At 55.1% G+C, this 17,720-nt stretch carries 17 protein-coding genes and 1 other annotated feature; of the genes, 1 reads left to right on the top strand and 16 read right to left on the bottom strand.

The window, feature by feature from the left end:
- Positions 1-411: 411 nt before the first annotated feature.
- The 8 genes from FLT43_RS30310 to FLT43_RS24280 all read right to left on the bottom strand — a co-directional run bounded on the left by FLT43_RS30310 (position 412) and on the right by FLT43_RS24280 (position 9,833).
- Complete coding sequence (locus FLT43_RS30310) at positions 412-2,565, bottom strand: LysM peptidoglycan-binding domain-containing protein (protein ID WP_244951364.1); 2,154 nt, start codon at positions 2,563-2,565, stop codon at positions 412-414.
- 163 nt (positions 2,566-2,728) lie between these two features.
- A complete protein-coding gene (gene ilvE, locus FLT43_RS24310) occupies positions 2,729-3,607 on the bottom strand; it encodes a branched-chain-amino-acid transaminase (protein WP_087441110.1) in 879 nt (292 codons plus the stop codon).
- Positions 3,608-3,634: 27 nt separating this feature from the next.
- On the bottom strand, positions 3,635-4,495 hold the full coding sequence (pheA, locus tag FLT43_RS24305) for a prephenate dehydratase (RefSeq protein ID WP_087441111.1): 861 nt from the start codon (positions 4,493-4,495) through the stop codon (positions 3,635-3,637).
- Positions 4,496-4,511: 16 nt separating this feature from the next.
- Complete coding sequence (gene thrB / locus FLT43_RS24300; protein ID WP_087441112.1) at positions 4,512-5,477, bottom strand: homoserine kinase; 966 nt, start codon at positions 5,475-5,477, stop codon at positions 4,512-4,514.
- On the bottom strand, positions 5,477-6,544 hold the full coding sequence (gene thrC, locus FLT43_RS24295) for a threonine synthase (protein ID WP_087441113.1): 1,068 nt from the start codon (positions 6,542-6,544) through the stop codon (positions 5,477-5,479). The genes thrB and thrC overlap by 1 nt, the downstream gene beginning before the upstream one ends.
- Positions 6,545-6,597: 53 nt before the next feature.
- Positions 6,598-7,884, bottom strand: a complete 1,287-nt coding sequence (locus FLT43_RS24290; protein ID WP_087441114.1) for a homoserine dehydrogenase — start codon at positions 7,882-7,884, stop codon at positions 6,598-6,600.
- A 117-nt stretch (positions 7,885-8,001) separates the two neighbouring features.
- Positions 8,002-8,439: an ACT domain-containing protein gene (locus FLT43_RS24285; RefSeq protein WP_087441115.1), complete on the bottom strand. Its 438-nt coding sequence runs from the start codon at positions 8,437-8,439 to the stop codon at positions 8,002-8,004.
- Positions 8,440-8,693: 254 nt separating this feature from the next.
- Positions 8,694-9,833 carry a GntR family transcriptional regulator gene (locus FLT43_RS24280; protein ID WP_087441116.1) on the bottom strand — a complete coding sequence of 380 codons (1,140 nt, stop codon included), beginning with the start codon at positions 9,831-9,833 and terminating at the stop codon, positions 8,694-8,696.
- A gap of 246 nt (positions 9,834-10,079) precedes the next feature.
- Between FLT43_RS24280 and FLT43_RS24275 the strand changes: the two genes are divergently transcribed.
- Positions 10,080-10,940, top strand: coding sequence for an aldo/keto reductase (locus tag FLT43_RS24275; protein ID WP_087441117.1), 861 nt, complete (start codon positions 10,080-10,082; stop codon positions 10,938-10,940).
- Positions 10,941-10,991: 51 nt separating this feature from the next.
- Here the strand turns inward: FLT43_RS24275 and obgE are convergent, their stop codons facing one another.
- From obgE to FLT43_RS24235, 8 genes are all read right to left on the bottom strand, one after another.
- The gene (obgE, locus tag FLT43_RS24270; protein ID WP_087441118.1) at positions 10,992-12,305 is read right to left on the bottom strand and encodes a GTPase ObgE; all 1,314 of its coding nucleotides are present in this window, start codon (positions 12,303-12,305) and stop codon (positions 10,992-10,994) included.
- A gap of 12 nt (positions 12,306-12,317) precedes the next feature.
- The gene (locus tag FLT43_RS24265; protein WP_087441119.1) at positions 12,318-13,073 is read right to left on the bottom strand and encodes a Spo0B domain-containing protein; all 756 of its coding nucleotides are present in this window, start codon (positions 13,071-13,073) and stop codon (positions 12,318-12,320) included.
- A 153-nt stretch (positions 13,074-13,226) separates the two neighbouring features.
- On the bottom strand, positions 13,227-13,538 hold the full coding sequence (gene rpmA / locus FLT43_RS24260) for a 50S ribosomal protein L27 (protein ID WP_006284685.1): 312 nt from the start codon (positions 13,536-13,538) through the stop codon (positions 13,227-13,229).
- Between the two features lie 14 nt (positions 13,539-13,552).
- Positions 13,553-13,888, bottom strand: coding sequence for a ribosomal-processing cysteine protease Prp (locus FLT43_RS24255; RefSeq protein WP_087441120.1), 336 nt, complete (start codon positions 13,886-13,888; stop codon positions 13,553-13,555).
- 10 nt (positions 13,889-13,898) lie between these two features.
- Positions 13,899-14,210: a 50S ribosomal protein L21 gene (gene rplU / locus FLT43_RS24250; RefSeq protein WP_087441121.1), complete on the bottom strand. Its 312-nt coding sequence runs from the start codon at positions 14,208-14,210 to the stop codon at positions 13,899-13,901.
- A gap of 13 nt (positions 14,211-14,223) precedes the next feature.
- Positions 14,224-14,309 (bottom strand) — a sequence feature (ribosomal protein L21 leader region).
- Between the two features lie 73 nt (positions 14,310-14,382).
- Positions 14,383-15,630, bottom strand: a complete 1,248-nt coding sequence (locus FLT43_RS24245; RefSeq protein WP_087441122.1) for an Rne/Rng family ribonuclease — start codon at positions 15,628-15,630, stop codon at positions 14,383-14,385.
- 135 nt (positions 15,631-15,765) lie between these two features.
- The gene (locus tag FLT43_RS24240; RefSeq protein WP_087441123.1) at positions 15,766-16,626 is read right to left on the bottom strand and encodes a M50 family metallopeptidase; all 861 of its coding nucleotides are present in this window, start codon (positions 16,624-16,626) and stop codon (positions 15,766-15,768) included.
- Positions 16,619-17,575, bottom strand: coding sequence for a M23 family metallopeptidase (locus FLT43_RS24235; protein ID WP_087441124.1), 957 nt, complete (start codon positions 17,573-17,575; stop codon positions 16,619-16,621). Before FLT43_RS24235 ends, FLT43_RS24240 begins: the two co-directional genes overlap by 8 nt.
- Between the last annotated feature and the right edge of the window lie 145 nt (positions 17,576-17,720).

Raw genomic sequence — 17,720 nt, 5'->3', positions numbered from 1 at the left:
TGACCTCTTGCACAAACATCACTCGTTGTTCAGTTTTCAAAGAACAATCCGGCAACCAACCTCATCAGTAAGTTGCTTTCTTTTCTTCACCGCCGTTCAGCGGCGACTTTTATAATATATCATGTCTTCGTTTCAGCGTCAAGCACTTTTTTAAAAAATCTTTTTCGCTTCAGGCGGCTAATGCCGCTCTGTCGAAGACAGGAATATAAATATATCATGCTTCTAATAGAAAAGCAACCCCTAAATCTATTGTTTTTCTCCACTCGCTACGGCATCTTAAAAAGGAACATCATGCGAAGGCTTAATCCCAGTTGGTTTATAGATTGACATCACAACAACAGGTAATACCCACCCATCTATCTCTTCTTAATAGAACAGGGGATATTACCTGTTGCTTCTAAGTTATCGGCATTAGCCGCCAATCCACGGCATACCTTGCGGACGCTGCTTCCTGCTTGAAGCTTTGGCCTTCTGCGCGTTCCGGGGGCTCTTTTTCCCGGAAGCGCTGCGAATCGTCGCTTTTTTCTCCGTATCGCTTGAATTCCCGATTCTTTCTTCCGACTCGCCATTCTCGGCGGAGGAAGCATTTGCTGTCTCTGCTTCGAGCTCCTCTTCGCGCTCATGAACGCTGCCATCGCAGGCCTTTCCTTTTTCCCAACCATCCATCTGCCAGTGAGGCATGCCCCAGCATGGCTCCGGATTATGCCAGCCTGCTTCCGGCGATATATAGGTAGGATAAGTCTGATGCATCCCCTGGTAGACATTACCGGTATGAGAAAGCCACTCCCCATGTCCGGTCATTCCGTGAGGGTGCCATCCCCCGTGTTCGCTCATTCCATGATGCGGGTACCATTCTCCGGATTCGCCCATTCCATGATGCGGGTACCATTCCCCATGCTCCGCCATCCCATCATGGGGATCCCATGTCCCGTGTTCACCCATTCCGTGATGCGGATGCCATTCCCCATGCTCCGCCATCCCATTATGGGGATCCCATGTCCCGTGTTCGCCCATTCCATGATGCGGGTGCCATTTCCCGTGTTCGCCCATTCCGTGATGCGGGTGCCATTTCCCGTGTTCGCCCATTCCGTGATGCGGGTGCCATTTCCCGTGTTCGCCCATTCCGTGATGCGGGTGCCATTTCCCGTGTTCGCCCATTCCGTGATGCGGGTGCCATTTCCCGTGTTCGCCCATTCCGTGATGCGGGTGCCATTTCCCATGCTCCATCATCCCATCATGGGGATCCCATGTCCCGTGTTCACCCATTCCATGATGCGGATGCCATTTCCCGTGTTCCCCCATTCCGTGATGCGGATGCCATTTCCCATGCTCCATCATCCCATCATGGGGCTCCCACTTCCCGTGCTCGCCCATTCCGTGATGCGGGTGCCATTTCCCATGCTCCATCATCCCATCATGGGGCTCCCATGTCCCGTGTTCACCCATTCCATGATGCGGATGCCATTTCCCGTGTTCACCCATTCCGTGATGCGGGTGCCATTTCCCATGCTCCATCATCCCATCATGGGGATTCCATGTCCCATGCTCCATCTCATGTTGACCCGGCATGGAAGGCGACCACTCGGCCGGCGCCGGATCCGCCATGGCGCCTGGAGAGACAAATACAGGCTGCCCGGAAGAATGCGAATACGGCATTATTGGATAACCGCCATCGCATACATGCGGCGGTTGCATAATCGGAAATGCCTGCCAAGGCGGACAATCCGCATAAACCGGTGGCATTGCCGCAGGAGCGACAACCTCCGCTGCCGGTACCGGATACTGAGCGAATGGATGGTGATGGTGGTGTTCTCCGCAGCCGCACGGTATTTCTTTGATCGGAGCATACGGTTCAGGGCAACACGAATAAAATGGCTTAGGCTGTTCTTCCATGTACGGAAGAATGGCAGGAGGCTCCGGGCATTCCAGAATCGGCGGGGCCGGAATCGGCAGCGTTGGCGCAGGAGGACAGAGCGGATATTCATGCTTTGGTTTTTCCGGCTTGACATACTCCACTTTTTCCATTTCGAACTCGAGTTCATACTTCGGCAAAGTAATCTCGACTTTCGGCTTCGGCGCCGTAACTTCTGGCTTAGGCTTGGTCAGTTCCGCTTTAGGCGGCATGATTTCCACGATCGGCTTCGGCGCGGTCAACTCTTCCTTGGACTTCGGTGCCGTCATCTCGCCTTTGCCGTGATGCATCGGCATAGAATCCGATGAAGGCGGCGTCATTCCCGAGACCTTAGGAATATTGACAACTTGCCCGATCACAAGAACATTTGGATTTTTCAATTGCGGATTCGCTTCAATCATCTCTTGCAAAGGAACGCCCCATGCCTTCGACAGCTTCCATAACGTATCCCCTTCCTTGACCACATGCTTATGCACAATTTCGTGCCCTGTTTGCGGGTGGCTCGAGGAAGGAACTTTAATCTTCATCCCGACATCGATTTCATTCGGGTCTTTGAGCTGCGGATTCATCTTGATTAATTCCTCTAAAGGAACATCGTATTTTTTCGCAATGGAATATAACGACTCGCCGTTCTTGACAATATGGATTTTCACGTGTTGTAACCTCCCAAACGTTCATCATCCTTTGTGCTACGGGACACTTGCCCTAGGATCAATTACTACATCCTATGCAGATGATGGGCGTTTGACATCCCTTCATATAAAAAAATCCTCCCCGATGGTCAGGGAGGAGTTGTCTGCTTCGCAGCTACAGCCTTTATTCGTATACCTTGACGCCATCCTGCGTAACGATCTCACGGAAATGCTTAAGCAGATTCAATGTCATCGGACCGGCTTGTCCGGAACCGATGATGCGACCGTCAACTTCGCGTACAGCAATGACCTCGGCAGCCGTTCCCGTGAAGAACACTTCATCCGCGACATACACATCGTGGAGAGTGAACGGTTCTTCCTTGAGCGTATAGCCCAGCTTGCCGCATAATTCCATGATCGCCGCCCGCGTAATACCCTCCAACGCACCCAAGTAGCATGGCGGGGTGTAGACGACGCCTTTTTTGATAACAAAAATGTTATCGCTGGAGCCTTCGGCTACATACCCTTGCGCGTTCAGCATAATCGCTTCCCCGACATCAGCCAGGTTCGCCTGAATTTTGACGAGAATATTGTTCAAATAGTTCAGCGATTTGATCTTCGGATTCAAGGCATCCGGGATATTGCGGCGCTGGGACACCGAGACGGTGCGCAGCCCGTTGCGGTAAGCTTCCTCCGGATAAATGGCGAGCTGCTCGACAATAATAATGACACTCGCCTGCGGACAACGGCGCGGATCGAGGCCGAGATTGCCGGCCCCGCGGGAGACGATGAGCCGGATATAGCCGTCACGCAGCTCATTGCGCCGAATCGTCTCCACCATCGCGTCCTGCATTTCATCCAGCGTCAGCGGAATGTCAAGCATAATCGATTTCGCCGAGTCATACAGCCGCTCGAGATGCTCGCGGCATTTAAATATATTGCCGCTATAGACGCGGATACCTTCAAATATCCCGTCCCCGTACAGAAAACCGTGGTCATATACTGAAATCGTTGCATTTTCTTTGGTCACATATTGTCCGTTCAAATATATCCATTGCGACATGGCAAAAGCACCTCCGTATATTGGCCCTCACTTGGGTACAGCTTGTTCAAATGTATAGCTTGGGTACGATCCGAGGATGCGAACCTGGCAGCCAATCGCTTCAATTTCCGCGAAAGCGGAAGGCAGCAAGACCGTGTTCAGCCCCATTTCCACATCAATATAAAAATAATAGTTGCCAAGCCGGCGCTTCGTCGGACGCGATTCAATACGCGACAAGTTGATTCGCCGCCACGCAAAGGCGGACAGCACCTGGTGCAGCGCACCCGGGTAATCCTCCGGCAGCGTGACCAGAATCGTGGTCTTCGGCTTGCCCGAACGCTCCAGGTTCAGCGGCTCCTTGCCGATAAGGACGAACCTCGTATAGTTATTATTATGATCCGTTACTTCCGATGCCAGTACATCGAGACCGTGGGTACGCGCTCCCAGGCTGGTTCCGATCGCCACCCAGCCGCTGCCGGGATGCTGCTTGACCTTGTGAACGGCTTCGGCGGTGCTGCCCGTATGCTCCAGCTCGGCATGCGGCAGATATGTCCGGATGAAGTTCATGCATTGCGCCATTGCGACCGGATGAGACATCACCTTGACGACCCGGGACCAGTCTCCTTCGATTTCGGCGCGGCGTCCGATAATATTTTGGATGGACGGATAGAACCACTCCGCCTGGAACGGAATGTCCACCTCATGGACAATCCAATCCATATGCAGATTCACCGAGCCCTCGATCGTATTCTCGATCGGAATGACGCTGTAATCCGTCTTGCCCTGGGCGGTCGACAGGAATACGTCCGATATCAAGGCATAGTGATCATACTGATGCTGCTCCCCGATGAGATGGACCGCGGCCTCATGCGACACGGAACCTTCAGGCAAAAGCGCAATTCTAGCCATAATGAGTTAACTCCTTCTATCGTGATGAATCGGCACGCTCAGCGACGACCGCCGCCATATCGTCCCACACTCCGCAGCGCACGGCTCCTTCCTTGCTTATGCCGAGCGGCATAACCCGGGACTCGACCCCGTGATCGCGAAGCGCTTGCTTCATATATGCTTGCAACGAATCGTGCTCGTTCCGGTTGTCAACGAAGGCGAGAAGCGTCGGGCCCGCGCCGCTCAGCGCCACGCCAAGCGCTCCGTGCTGAACCGCCTCCTCCAATATGCCCGGCATGCCCGGGATGAGCGATGCCCGATACGGCTGATGAAGCCGGTCCCGCATCGCTTCCCCCAGCAGCTCCGTCCGTCCGCTGGCCAGAGCCGCGACGAGAACGGAGGAGCGGCTAATATTGTATACCGCATCCGCCATGTCGATGCGCTCCGGCAGCACATGCCGCGCCTTCTTCGTCTCAAGCTCGAACTGAGGGACGGCCACCACCGTTCCGAGGCCGGCGGGCGGATCGAGCCGTATATGATGAGCCTGCTCGCCATCCCACATGGCCGTGATAATTCCGCCGAACAGAGAGGCCCCCACATTGTCCGGATGACGCTCGATGGCCGTCGCCATATCGAACAGCCGTTGATCCGTCAACGGCTGCCCGATGAGCCAATTGGCGGCGGCAAGCCCGCCGATCAAGGCGGAGGCGCTACTGCCGAGCCCGCGCGTCAGCGGGATCTCGCTATAGACGTCAAGGGCGAGCGGGCGCTCTTCCACTCCCGCCTCCCGGAATACCGCTTGAGCCGTCCGGTAGATCAGATTGCGCTCGTCGGCAGGAAGGCCGTGAAGCTCCGAACCGTGAAGGCGAATTCGCATCTGCTCCGCCGGCTTCATCGCGACCCACAAATGCAGCTCGAGCGCCATACCCAGCGTATCGAACCCGGGGCCAAGATTAGCCGTGCTGGCAGGCACGCGCACGAGCACGCCCTCTTCCTTCCACATTATTGTTCACCCTCCAGCTGACGAATCGCCGCCATGACCGCTTCCTCTGTGTCCGGCACGACGAGCGGCTCCTTCGCCGCCGTCTGGATGGCGATGTTCGGGTCCTTGAGCCCATGTCCGGTCAGCACGCATACAACTGATTCTCCTCCGGTGAAGTACCCTTCCCGGTGCAGCTTCAGCACGCCGGCCACCGAAGCCGCCGAGGCCGGCTCGGCAAAGACGCCTTCACTCGCCGCCAGCAGCTGATACGCTTCGATAATTTGATCGTCGGTCACGTAATTAATCTGACCGCCGGATTGCCCGGCCGCTTCGACAGCGGTCTTCCAGCTCGCCGGATTGCCGATTCGAATGGCGGTCGCCAGCGTTTCCGGGTTCGGAATCGGTTCGCCTTTCACAATCGCCATGGCGCCTTCCGCTTCGAAGCCGACCATCTTCGGCAGGCGGTCTGTATGACCTGTCGCATGATATTCCTTAAACCCTTTCCAGTAAGCGGAAATATTGCCCGCATTCCCCACAGGAATGGCGAGTACGTCCGGCGCGGCTCCCAATTGATCGCATACCTCGAAGGCGGCTGTCTTCTGTCCCTCGATCCGGTACGGGTTGACCGAATTGACGAGCGTAATCGGGTGCTTCGCCGTAATCTCGCGCACAATCTCCAGCGCCCGGTCGAAGTTGCCCTCGATCGCAATCACCTTGGCACCGTAGATCATCGCTTGCGCCAGCTTGCCAAGCGCAATGTTATTGTTCGGGATCAGCACGATGCAGTTCAGTCCGCCCCGGGCGGCATAAGCGGCTGCAGCCGCGGACGTGTTGCCGGTTGAGGCGCACATAATCGTGCGGCTCCCTTCTTCCATCGCCTTCGCTACGGCCATGACCATGCCGCGATCCTTGAAAGATCCGGTCGGATTCAAGCCTTCATATTTCAAATACATATTCAGCCCGAGCTCCTCGGACAGGCGCTCCGCCCGGATGAGCGGCGTGTTGCCTTCCTGCAGCGTCAGCATGGGCGTATTTTCGTTAACCGGCAAATAGCGCTTGTAGGTCTCCAGCAATCCCATATATCTCATTTCTTTTTCCCCTCTTTGCGTATGGTTTCAACCGATGATGCGCATCTGCTCGATCAACCTTCGACCCGATAAGCGCTCTTAATCGACTTGATGACGGACAGCTGCTCGAAATGCTCAAATACCTTATTCATGTTCGCCCGGCTGGCGTAATGCGTAATAATGATAATCTCGGCATCCGGGTTGTTCGGATTCGGCTGCTGCACAACCGAATCGAGGCTCACATCGTACTCGGCGAACAGTTGCGTAATTTGCGCGAGCACTCCTGCCTTGTCTTCGACGTGAAGCAGAATGAAGTTTTTATAAGCAATCTGCTCATCGGATTTGAGCTTCTTCTCCTTGTACGGAGTCAAGGCGCGCTGTCCGTTGACGCCGAGCTTCATGTTCTTAATGACGGCGACCAGATCCGCCACGATCGAGGTGGCCGTCGGCATCTCACCGGCGCCCGGTCCGTAGAACATCGTCTCACCCACGGCTTCCCCGTACACATATACCGCATTGAACACGCCGTTCACCGAAGCGAGCGGATGCGCTGTGCTGACCATCGTCGGCTGCACGACGACACTGATCTGATCATCCTGCCGTTCTGCGATGCCAAGGAGCTTCATTTCATAACCCAGTTTTTTGGCAAAAGCGATATCTTCCTTCTTAATCCGGGAGATGCCGCGCACTTCTACGTCTTCCAAAGCGACGTCCGCATGGAATCCAAGCGTCGCGAGAATCGCCATCTTGCGCGCCGCGTCCAATCCTTCCACATCAGAGGTCGGATCCGCTTCCGCGTAGCCTAGCTGCTGCGCTTCCCGCAGCACCTCTTCGTAGCCGGCCCCTTCCTGGCTCATTTTCGATAAAATATAATTGGTCGTCCCGTTGACGATACCCATAATCTTTGTAATCCGGTCGGAAGAGAAGCCTTCCATCAACGTGCGGATGATCGGGATGCCGCCGGCGACGCTCGCCTCGTAGAACACATCGCAGCGCTTCTCCTTCGCCTTCGCTTTGATCTCGCGCCCGTGGAGCGCGATCAGATCCTTGTTCGCGGTCACCACATGCTTGCCCCGATCCAACGCTTCCATAAGATACTCCTTGGTCGGCTCAATGCCGCCCATCACTTCGACGACCACGTCGATTTCCGGATCGTCGATAATATCCCACGCATTTTCCGTGAGCAGATGATCCGGCACGTGAATGCTGCGGGACTTGCTCACATCTTTGACGAGCACCTTCCCGATCTGAATCGGCGAGCCGACCTGGCTGGCCAGATCCTCCTGATAACCTTCAACAATCCGAACGACACCTGTACCTACGGTGCCCAACCCCAACAGTCCTACTTTGATTGGCTTCATCTCGTTCCTCCCCTTCGCGTGACGCATCTGTCTATGTGTATTGATAAAGAACTATTATGTCCGGGGGTCACTCGTTCACGTCCGGCGTTCACGGCCTGCGCCGGCAAGCGGCCCGTCTCATCCTTGCCCGATAACCTGTACCCGCTTGACGCCCGAAATGTCGCGCAGCGTTTCAAGCATCATGCCGAACGGTTCGGCAATAAGAGATGTCTCCACCGATAGAACCACGTTCGCCATTCCCTGAAGCGGAATCGTCTGGTGGATCGTGAGCACATTCCCCTCGTACACGGCCACCGAGCTGAGCACCTTCGAGAGGATGCCCGAGCGGTGCTCCAAATCAAGCGAAATCGTCACGATACGCTCCCGCTCCAACTGGTTGAGGGGGAAGATGCCGTCTTTATATTTATAGAACGCGCTGCGGCTCAGCTCGACCCGCTCCGCAGCCTCGTGAACGGTCTTGACCTCGCCGGCGGCAAGCAGCTGCTTCGCCCGTACCGTCTTCACCACCGCATCCGGTAAAATATCTTCCCGTACCAAGTAGTATCGCTCTGCCATTTGCAGTCCTCCGCAAAAAGACTTTTGTTTTCTTATAGAGGACATTATAGCGGATTCGTATGCGAATTGGCAATAGGAGATGAGCCAACAATTGAAATTGGATTCATTATACACGAATTTGAATCAAATCAATGCCTTTTCCTTCGTTATCAATGAAATTTTTTCATGGCATCACAAAGAGCCTTTTACTTGTTGAACCGTTTCCCTGGCTGTTCTGTAAAAGGCTTGTGGCTTCCGCACCGTCATGATTCCGCTTACAACATTAGTCGCTCCCCAGCTAAGGGGCCAATCGATTGCCTCTCCTGCAGCATAATCGGGATAAGCATCCGCTTCACCGCTAGCTTGCGCTCTTCGAGCAGATCAATGACCGCTTCCGCTGCCCGCCGTCCAATCTCGTATTTGTTTTGCAGCACCGTCGCGAGCGGAACTTCGAAATGCCGCGACACTTCCTCGTCGTCGAATCCGACGAGCGACAGCTGCTCCGGCACCTGTATATTTGAGCCCAAGCACACTTTCAGCAGATCAAGCGCCAGTTCGTCATGCTCGGCTTGAATCGCCGTCGCTTTTCTTCCCAGGAGAAACTGGATCATTTCCGTGTAGAATGCTTCCTTATTCTCCTCGTTCACCTGCCGGTAGAAATCGGTGATGACCAGTTCGGCATCGCTTGGAAGGCCGCCGTCCTTGAGCGCCTGACAGTAGCCAAAATAGCGATCGCGAACCGAACTCCGGTACTCGATTCCGATGCTTGACACGAAGGCAATGCGCCGATGCCCCAGCTCAATCAATCTTTGGGCCGCGATGTATCCGCCCCGGAAATTATCGGAACAGACACTCGGCACCGGGATGCTGTCGTAATATTGGTCCATCGTCACAATCGGATATTGGTCGATGTATTGAAGATTCAGGACCTCCATGTTGTGAATGGAGCTGATCGGATACAAAATGATGCCCGAAAATCCATGCTTCGGAAGGCGTGTCAGCAGTTCCTTCTCCTTCTCCGGATTCCAGTCTGTACAATGAATGCTCAAATAATATCCCTTGCTCTCCAAATATTCTGTTGCCCCTCTCATGTAATCCAAGTGTCCATTCGCCGCCATATAAGGCAGGATCATCGAGATGATACGCTGCGGCGCACTGGATGTGCCGCCAAGGAAGGGTTCCTTGTCCCCGGCTCGTTCCTTGACGTAGCTGCCGCTCCCCCGCTTGCGGTAAATATATCCGCCCCGTTCCAACTCAAGCAGGGCGCGCTTGGAGGTAATGCGGCTCACCCCGAACTGATAGGCCAGCTCCATTTCGGTCGGAATCTGCTGATGGACAGTATACATCCCCTCTTCTATTTTCCGCTTTATGTCATCTATGATGAGAGCGTATAACGGTTTGTTTCCCGGTTCCACAGTTGTTCACTTCTCCGCTTCATACTGAATTGTACATGCTATAAAGCTGCTGCTAGCACCATATTATAGGATATCATGTCGTGCAGCAAGACAAAGGCATACCCTGTTTCCCCATCCCTTTACGAGTCGACGATAACCCCATTCAACCGGAACTTTTTCCCATTACGGACGTACTAGTATACAAACCTATCATGTTTTCCAGTAGCATCGGTCCGGAATGAATAATGACAAGGCAGGTGGATATTGATGCAGGACAAACAATTGGGTTCCTACCGAATCTCGGCGATCGGCTTCGGCGGAGCTCCGCTCTCCGTACCGGGAAGACCGGATCGAGAACGTGCCCTGAAGACGATTAAGGAAGCCTGGGAGAACGGCATCACTTTCTTCGACACGGCAGATACATACAGCTTGAACGAGCATGATCTCGGTCATAACGAGGAGTTATTCGCAGAGGCGCTGCCGCCAGTCCCCGGGTGCGTGATTGCCACTAAGTCCGGGCTCGCCCGCCCGGACGGCGCATGGACCCGGAGCGCACATCCGCGATCGCTGCGAGCCGCATGCGAACGCAGTCTCACCCTGCTGCGGCGGGACGTGCATCCGCTGTATTATTTGCATGCCCCGGATCCGGAGGTTCCGTTCGAGGAATCGTTCGGAGAATTGAGCCGCCTGCAGGAGGAAGGCAAGATCGAGCATCTGGGCCTGTCCAACGTGTCGGTTGCCGAATGCGAGGCGGCCTTGGACATCGCCGGCGTAGCGGCGGTCCAGAACCGTTACCACTTGTTCGACCGAAGCTCCTTGGACGTACTAACCTTCTGCGAGTCGCGCCGGATTCTGTTCGTCGCTTACAGCCCGTTCGGCGGCCCGGGGCAATCGTCCAGACTGCGGCATGATCAGCTTCTCCAAGATCTGGCCAGCGCCTATGAGGCGAGCCCATACCAGATCGTGCTGGCGTGGATGATGGCCCGCTTCCCGCAGTTGATCCCGATTCCCGGAGCGACCCGGCCGGAATCGATCCGCGACAACGCTCAGGCCGCCCGGCTTCGTCTCACTCCGGAAGATCTCGCGAAGCTGGATGCGCATGATACCCCTTCACCGGCGCAGGGATAACAGCGAAAAGACCGCATGCCTGTTCAAAGGCATGCGGTCTCCTTCATGTCATCAGTAATAGCTGCTGCCTTCGACGAATTCGAATTCGAAGTCGCCGATCCGGATGATGGTGCCATCCTCTGCGCCGCGCTTGCGCAGTTCTTCGTCTACCCCCATCCGGCGAAGCGTTCGCGCGAACCGGAGAATCGCATCATGCGATGTCATCTGCATCCGCTTCAACATGCCTTCAATCGCCTCGCTCTCGACGATGAATGTGTCATTCTCTCGCCGAATCGTAAAGGAAGGCTTCTCTTCTTTCTTCTTGTAGCGGTAGATTTTGCGCTCCTCAACGTCTGCGACCTCTTCGACATGAGTCTCTGGAAGACGTTCCAGCATATCCATAGCCTTGTAGAGCAGCTCCTGGATTCCCTGCTTCGTCAAGGAGGAGATCGGCATAATCTCGATCTCGTCGCCCTTCAGCGCCCGCACCTGCTCGCGGAACGCTTCCAGGTTCTCCTCCGCCTGAGGCATGTCCATTTTGTTCGCCGCCACGATCTGCGGGCGTTCCGCCAGCTTCTCGTTATATTGTCTCAATTCATCGTTAATTTTGACCCAATCGTCGAACGGATCTCGCCCCTCGGTTCCCGCCATGTCCACAACGTGGATAATAATCCGGGTACGCTCAATATGGCGCAGAAATTCATGTCCCAATCCGACTCCTTCGCTAGCACCCTCGATAAGGCCCGGCAGGTCCGCCATGACGAAGCTTCGTCCGTCCCCGATGTCAACGACCCCCAGATTCGGGGTAATCGTCGTGAAATGATAGGCCCCGATCTTCGGCTTCGCGCCCGAGACGACGGACAGCAGCGTCGATTTTCCGACGCTCGGGAAGCCGACCAGGCCGACATCCGCCATCACCTTCAGCTCAAGCACAACCCAGCGCTCCTGGCCTTCTTCTCCATGCTCCGCCAGCTCCGGCGCCGGATTCGCCGGAGTCGCGAAGCGCATATTTCCTCGGCCTCCGCGTCCGCCCTTGGCGACAACAACCTCTTGCCCGTTACGGGTCAGATCAGCGATAACTTCCTGCGTATCATCATCGATCACGACCGTTCCCGGCGGGACCCGGACAATCATATGCTCTGCGTTGGCGCCATGCTGGCTCTTGTTCCGCCCCTTTTCTCCGCGGCTCGCCTTGAAGTGCTTCTGGTAGCGAAAATCGACCAGTGTACGCAACCCCTCGTCAACCCGGAAAATGACGTCGCCGCCATGCCCTCCATCGCCGCCGGCTGGTCCGCCCATCGCAACATACTTCTCCCGGCGGAACGCGACGAGACCATCGCCGCCATCCCCGCCTTTAACGTATATTTTCGTCTTATCTACAAACATGCTGTCACCCCATTATGCGTTGCAAGGCACGACAATCCGGTAGGCTTCGTGCTCTTCGTTCTGCTGCGCTGACGATTGCTCCAGCCGCAGGCCGCCTACAGACGCGATATGCTTCAATTTGGATTCCACTTCATCCGGATTCAATAAGATGCCTTCGTATTGATAACGAATGACGAGCCGGCCGGCCTCCTTGGCAAATTCGACGCTAAGCGGATTCATTCCGTCATGATGCGCCTTTGCCGCAAAGCGAAACGTTTGAACCGAAGCCATGACCGACTCGGCCAACTTGCACGGATCGACGGACAAGTCCATCCGGTTCAATTCAATCGGTTCCGGCATCTCGATTCGGAGCGGCATCATGCTCCCTGACAGCCGCTGCTGCATCAGGAACATCACCAGCTCCGGCACGCCAAGCTTGGCAATCCGGCTCTCCTCCGCCATTCGCTCTTTTATAGTCTCTACACATTCCGGCAATTTATCGAACTTCTTCAATCGAACGTAACCATACACCAACTGCAGATCATTCATCCAGTCATGGCGCTGATGGTTCATCAGCTCGAGGGCAGATGTCGCCAGCGAACGCTCTACACGCTTCCGCCGCATCCGCTCTTCCCGGTATAACAAGAACCCGCACAGGCTCAGCATCACCGCCATGACGAGAATAAGCACGAATCTCCAAGTGAATGATAAAGGCCATCCAATGACAATGACGGCGCATACGGCCGCTGCCGCGATGCAGCCTCCTAGCTTCAATCGCAAACTATTCATATTCCGGCTCCCCGTTCATCATTCCATTCTTCCATTTATGTACAAACTCCCCAATCTTCAGTATATCATGCGCAAGGGAAGGCGTCCAAGAAAAATGAACCGCAGCCGGTTAAAAAAAACCCCCGGCACTAACCGAGGGTTTCTTCTATCATCTTAGTTCTCCACAGCTGCTGCAACAGGTGCAGCTTCCACCGGGTAGACGCTCACTTTTTTACGGTCGCGACCCCATCGTTCGAACTTCACGACGCCTTCCACTTTTGCGAACAGCGTGTCATCTTTACCGATGCCCACGTTGTTGCCTGGATGGACCTTCGTGCCGCGTTGGCGGACCAAGATGCTGCCGGCTGTAACCACTTGGCCGTCGGCGCGCTTCACGCCAAGACGCTTGGAAATACTGTCACGGCCGTTCTTCGTGGAGCCTACGCCCTTCTTGGATGCGAACAACTGAAGATTCAGTTTCAACATGTTGTCTACCTCCTTTATGTTGTCATTAGTTCTTCTATTTGAAGATACGATTCGTATGAAGCTTCGATACTTTGCAACCCAATGATCATCGATTCCAGCAGCAGCTGAACCTGAGCTTCAATGTCCTTCCGCTCGATGAACGGAACCGTTCCGCTCAAGAAGCCGTCCTTCATCTCGCACTCCAGTTCAACGCCAGTCAGAGCTTCAATGGCATTGACTGCGCCCACCGACACGGCAGAGACACCTGCACATACGATGTCCTCTCCATGGGGAGCATATTCCGCATGGCCCTCAATCGAGAAGCCCGCGATAGATCGATCCGGCTTCCGCCTAACTGTAACGTGAATCATCCGGCACCTCTTACGCCTGAATGTTCTCGATCGTTACTTTTGTGTACGGTTGGCGATGACCTTGCTTGCGACGGTAGTTCTTTTTCGCTTTGTACTTGTACACGACAATTTTCGCGCCTTTTCCATGCTTCTCTACCTTCGCCGTTACCGCAGCGCCGGATACAACCGGTGTTCCTGTAACGAGGCCGCCGTCCTTCGATACCGCCAATACGCGGTCGAATGTTACGCTGTCGCCTTCTGCAGCGTTCAGCTTCTCGATGTACAATACATCGCCCGCTTGAACTTTGTACTGCTTGCCGCCAGTTTCGATAATTGCATACATTGTGTTGCACCTCCTCATGTCTCAGACTCGCCTGAATCAGGTGATGACGCTGCTCGCAGCCTCATGCTTGGAACCTGTCCGGAGCGGTTACAGCATGTGTAAGCAACTTCACTAGACACATACTTATAGATTGTAGCACAATTGATTACAAAATACAACCTTTTGCGTTCCTTTAACGGTTAGGAATTTGTGCCGGCTCCCATCCGCTTCCCCCGCATGAGGAACATGGCTGCAGGAACTGGTTCATCACCTGTTCCCGCACTTTTTTGCGGGTCAGCTCCAGCAAGCCAAGCTTCGTCCAGCCGACGACCAGACATTTCGTCCTGTCTTTCTTCATCATCGTCTCCAGCCGTTCGACCACGTGTTGGCGATGCTCTTCCGTATCCATGTCGATGAAATCGACAATGATGATGCCTCCGATATCCCGCAGACGGATGAGACGCGCGATTTCCTCCGCAGCTTCCATATTCGTAAGATACACGGTCTCTTCGAGATGGCTTGTCCCCGTATATTTCCCCGTGTTCACATCAACAACGGTTAAAGCTTCCGTCTGGTCCCATACCAAATAGCCGCCGCTTTCCAGCCAAGTTTTGCGCTGGAACGCCTTGTCCAGCTGTTCTTGGACATGATACCGCCGGAACAGCGGCTCCGCTTCCTTATACGTATGAATCCGGTTCTCCAAATCAGGGGCGACCGATCGGACGAATGTATGTAACCGCTCGGCTTGGCGGACATTGTCGATCAGCAGTTGATCGACATCCCGCGAGAACGCGTCCCGCACCAGCCGCTCCACCATGTTCAGATCATGGTGCAGCAGGGCAGGCGCTTCCGCTTGCGCCGAACGAAGCGTAATCCGGTTCCACAGCTCGCGGAGCGTCTCGATGTCGCCATGCAGCGTCTCTCGCGACTCTCCCTCCGCCACGGTGCGGATAATCATGCCTTCCTCGTTCTCGCGCAGCTCTTCAGCAAGCTGCTTCAGGCGGGTTCGTTCCGCTTCCTGCTCAATCTTCTTGGATACTCCGATATAATCGGCGTTAGGCATATAGACCGAATAGCGGCCTGGCAGCGAGTAATGGGTCGTCACACGGGCGCCCTTGCCCCCCAGCGCCTCCTTCATCACTTGGACGATAAGCTCCTGTCCAACTCGAAGCAAGCTGGTTATTGGAGGTTTCTGCTTCGGCTGCTTCTCCAAATGCGGGTGCAAACAATCATCAACATACAGAAATGCGTTCTTCTTCTGACCGATGTCCACAAATGCAGCCTGCATTCCCGGAAGAACATTCACTACGCGGCCCTTGTAAAAGCTTCCGACCGACGTAGTTCCCGTGGCTTGTTCGACTGCATATTCGACGAGCCGACCATGTTCCAACAATGCCATTTGCGTGATTTGTTCCTCGCAGTGAACAATCATTTGTTTCATGGTATCACCTCTGCTACAGCGCGTCATCTTCCATTGTAACATGAAGCAGGAGGCAGTGAACATACCAAACCCATATGCTTTCCGATCAAAATAATAGAAAAATGGAAGTGGGCCCCGCCCAACTGCGCCGGGCGCCTACTTCCGTCGCCCCCCGGGCTCGTCGAAATAGGCATCAATCGCCCGCTGCTCGGGAATGATGCGCTTAATCGCCCCTTCCGGGTCCATGACATAAATAAAATGATATTCATCCCGGCGAAGCAAGCGCAGCAGCCCGGATAGCGGCCAGCCGTTCTCCGCCACGATCGGCCGGCCGAGGCAACCGCTCCGTTCCCATTTACGCAGCCGGGCGGGACGGGCCATCAGGAAGCGCAGGAAACGGTAAGGAACGTTCTTCCACTCCTCCCAGTTGGACCACAAAAGAAAGAGTCCCAGCATGAGCAGGTTCAAATTCACTTTCCCGCCCGTGAATAGCGGAATGATGCTGTATACCGCAATCGCAGCGCTCACCGCCATGCTGACTCTGGCCCCGATAAGCAGTGTCTTATAATAGCTGAACCATAACGAAGCGGCGGCTTGCAGCATGCGCCCGCCATCCAGCGGCAGTACCGGCAGCAAATTAAACAATCCGATAAACGCATTCGCTCGAATGAAATCGTTCGTCCAAGCGCTCTCCCACCACCCCCACTGCTCAAATAATAGGGCAAGTCCGATCATGATACCGTTCTGCAGCGGCCCTGCTGCCATGACCAGCCACTCTTGCCAGGCCGGAGCCAGACTTCCGTCTTCAGTCTCCGCTACGCCGCCGAAGGGCAGCAGCTTCACTTCCGTTATCGTCCAGCCGAACATGCGCGCCACAGTGACATGCCCCATTTCATGGACAATCACGATAACGAACAGGGTAAGCAGCTCCAAAATATAACCCGTCACGGCCGCCATGGCCAGCAGGAGGATGAACAAAGGATGCAGCGTATAGACGGTTCCTCCCCATTTAATCAAAAGCAATCACATCCGTCGGATCAATGTACTCTCCATCCCGTAAGAGAGCGAAATAGAGCGCCGCCGTACGGTCTTCCGCCGGACTTTCCAGCATGCCCACAACTTCTCCCTCCTCGAGCCAATCGTTCACCTTCACTTCGCTGGCGGCGAGCCCGCCGTATATACTGACCACGCCCGAAGCATGCTGAACCGTAATCTGGATATCATCCTCGGCCCGGCGATTCACTCCCGTAACCCGTCCGGTCGCCACGCTCATTACCTCGGTATACGCCGCAGCCCCGGTATCGGCAGCAATCCGGATCCCGTTGCCGTTCATATCGAACGGCTGCAGCACCGTCCCCTTGACAGGGGGATGCAGCGACAGTCCCCCTTGAACGGATGCCGCTTCCTTCCGATTCCCTTGGAAAAGCGGGATGAAGGAGGGCGAGCCGGAGAACGTCCGTTCATACCAGGCCGCGATCGGGCGCATGTCCATTTCCTCGGTCACACTCCTTCCGATCCATTGCCGCGCCGGCTCATTCCAATCCGCAGGGAAGCGGAAAATCGCAAACGCGGCGGCGAACAGCAGGACGGACAGCACAATTCGCGTGCGGAACGATCGCCAGAACCCGCCTTTCCGTTCCTGCTCCCACCCGTAGCGTTCATGCCATTGCCGCTGCGATGCCTTCCACAGCCTTTCCGGATCAGTCGAATCGGCGGCGAGAATCTCCATCTCGTCAAAGCGAATTGGAGAATGCCCGCCCATCTCTTCGCTATCTCCGGGAATCTCGACCGTCCTAGGTGCAGTCGTCTGGGCGGGCCGAGTGATCGGCGGCTCCTGCCGTATGTGCTGGACGGGCAGGAAGGACGTGCCGGCCTCATGCAGGGGTTCCGCCTCGGATAATCGCTGTTCTTGACTGATGATTTCCCGAATTCGTTCTTGCCGCCGACGGCGAATGTCCTCGATCATTGCTTTCTCATCCCTTCCTTGATATCTGCTGTATCCACAATCAGGTCTTCATCCCTAAACAAACGACTGCTTATATCCCATATGTATGACAAGCTATCACCGGTTATGAACAAGCCCTCACCCTTCAGATTGTGTTCTAACCCAT

The organism is Paenibacillus thiaminolyticus, assembly GCF_007066085.1.
Classification (GTDB): domain Bacteria; phylum Bacillota; class Bacilli; order Paenibacillales; family Paenibacillaceae; genus Paenibacillus_B; species Paenibacillus_B thiaminolyticus.
The sequence above is the reverse complement of the archived record's forward strand: the minus strand, read 5'-3'. Positions and strand labels throughout refer to the sequence as shown.

Coding starts and splice junctions, on each gene's coding strand:
- FLT43_RS24245 (WP_087441122.1), bottom strand. CDS start 15,630: ATGAAACAAATGATTGTTCACTGCGAGGAACAAATCACGCAAATGGCA.
- thrB (WP_087441112.1), bottom strand. CDS start 5,477: ATGTGGAAGGAAGAGGGCGTGCTCGTGCGCGTGCCTGCCAGCACGGCT.
- thrC (WP_087441113.1), bottom strand. CDS start 6,544: ATGAGATATATGGGATTGCTGGAGACCTACAAGCGCTATTTGCCGGTT.
- FLT43_RS24275 (WP_087441117.1), top strand. CDS start 10,080: ATGCAGGACAAACAATTGGGTTCCTACCGAATCTCGGCGATCGGCTTC.
- pheA (WP_087441111.1), bottom strand. CDS start 4,495: ATGGCTAGAATTGCGCTTTTGCCTGAAGGTTCCGTGTCGCATGAGGCC.
- FLT43_RS24285 (WP_087441115.1), bottom strand. CDS start 8,439: ATGGCAGAGCGATACTACTTGGTACGGGAAGATATTTTACCGGATGCG.
- obgE (WP_087441118.1), bottom strand. CDS start 12,305: ATGTTTGTAGATAAGACGAAAATATACGTTAAAGGCGGGGATGGCGGC.
- FLT43_RS24265 (WP_087441119.1), bottom strand. CDS start 13,073: ATGAATAGTTTGCGATTGAAGCTAGGAGGCTGCATCGCGGCAGCGGCC.
- FLT43_RS24290 (WP_087441114.1), bottom strand. CDS start 7,884: ATGAAGCCAATCAAAGTAGGACTGTTGGGGTTGGGCACCGTAGGTACA.
- rpmA (WP_006284685.1), bottom strand. CDS start 13,538: ATGTTGAAACTGAATCTTCAGTTGTTCGCATCCAAGAAGGGCGTAGGC.
- ilvE (WP_087441110.1), bottom strand. CDS start 3,607: ATGTCGCAATGGATATATTTGAACGGACAATATGTGACCAAAGAAAAT.
- FLT43_RS24255 (WP_087441120.1), bottom strand. CDS start 13,888: ATGATTCACGTTACAGTTAGGCGGAAGCCGGATCGATCTATCGCGGGC.
- rplU (WP_087441121.1), bottom strand. CDS start 14,210: ATGTATGCAATTATCGAAACTGGCGGCAAGCAGTACAAAGTTCAAGCG.
- FLT43_RS24235 (WP_087441124.1), bottom strand. CDS start 17,575: ATGATCGAGGACATTCGCCGTCGGCGGCAAGAACGAATTCGGGAAATC.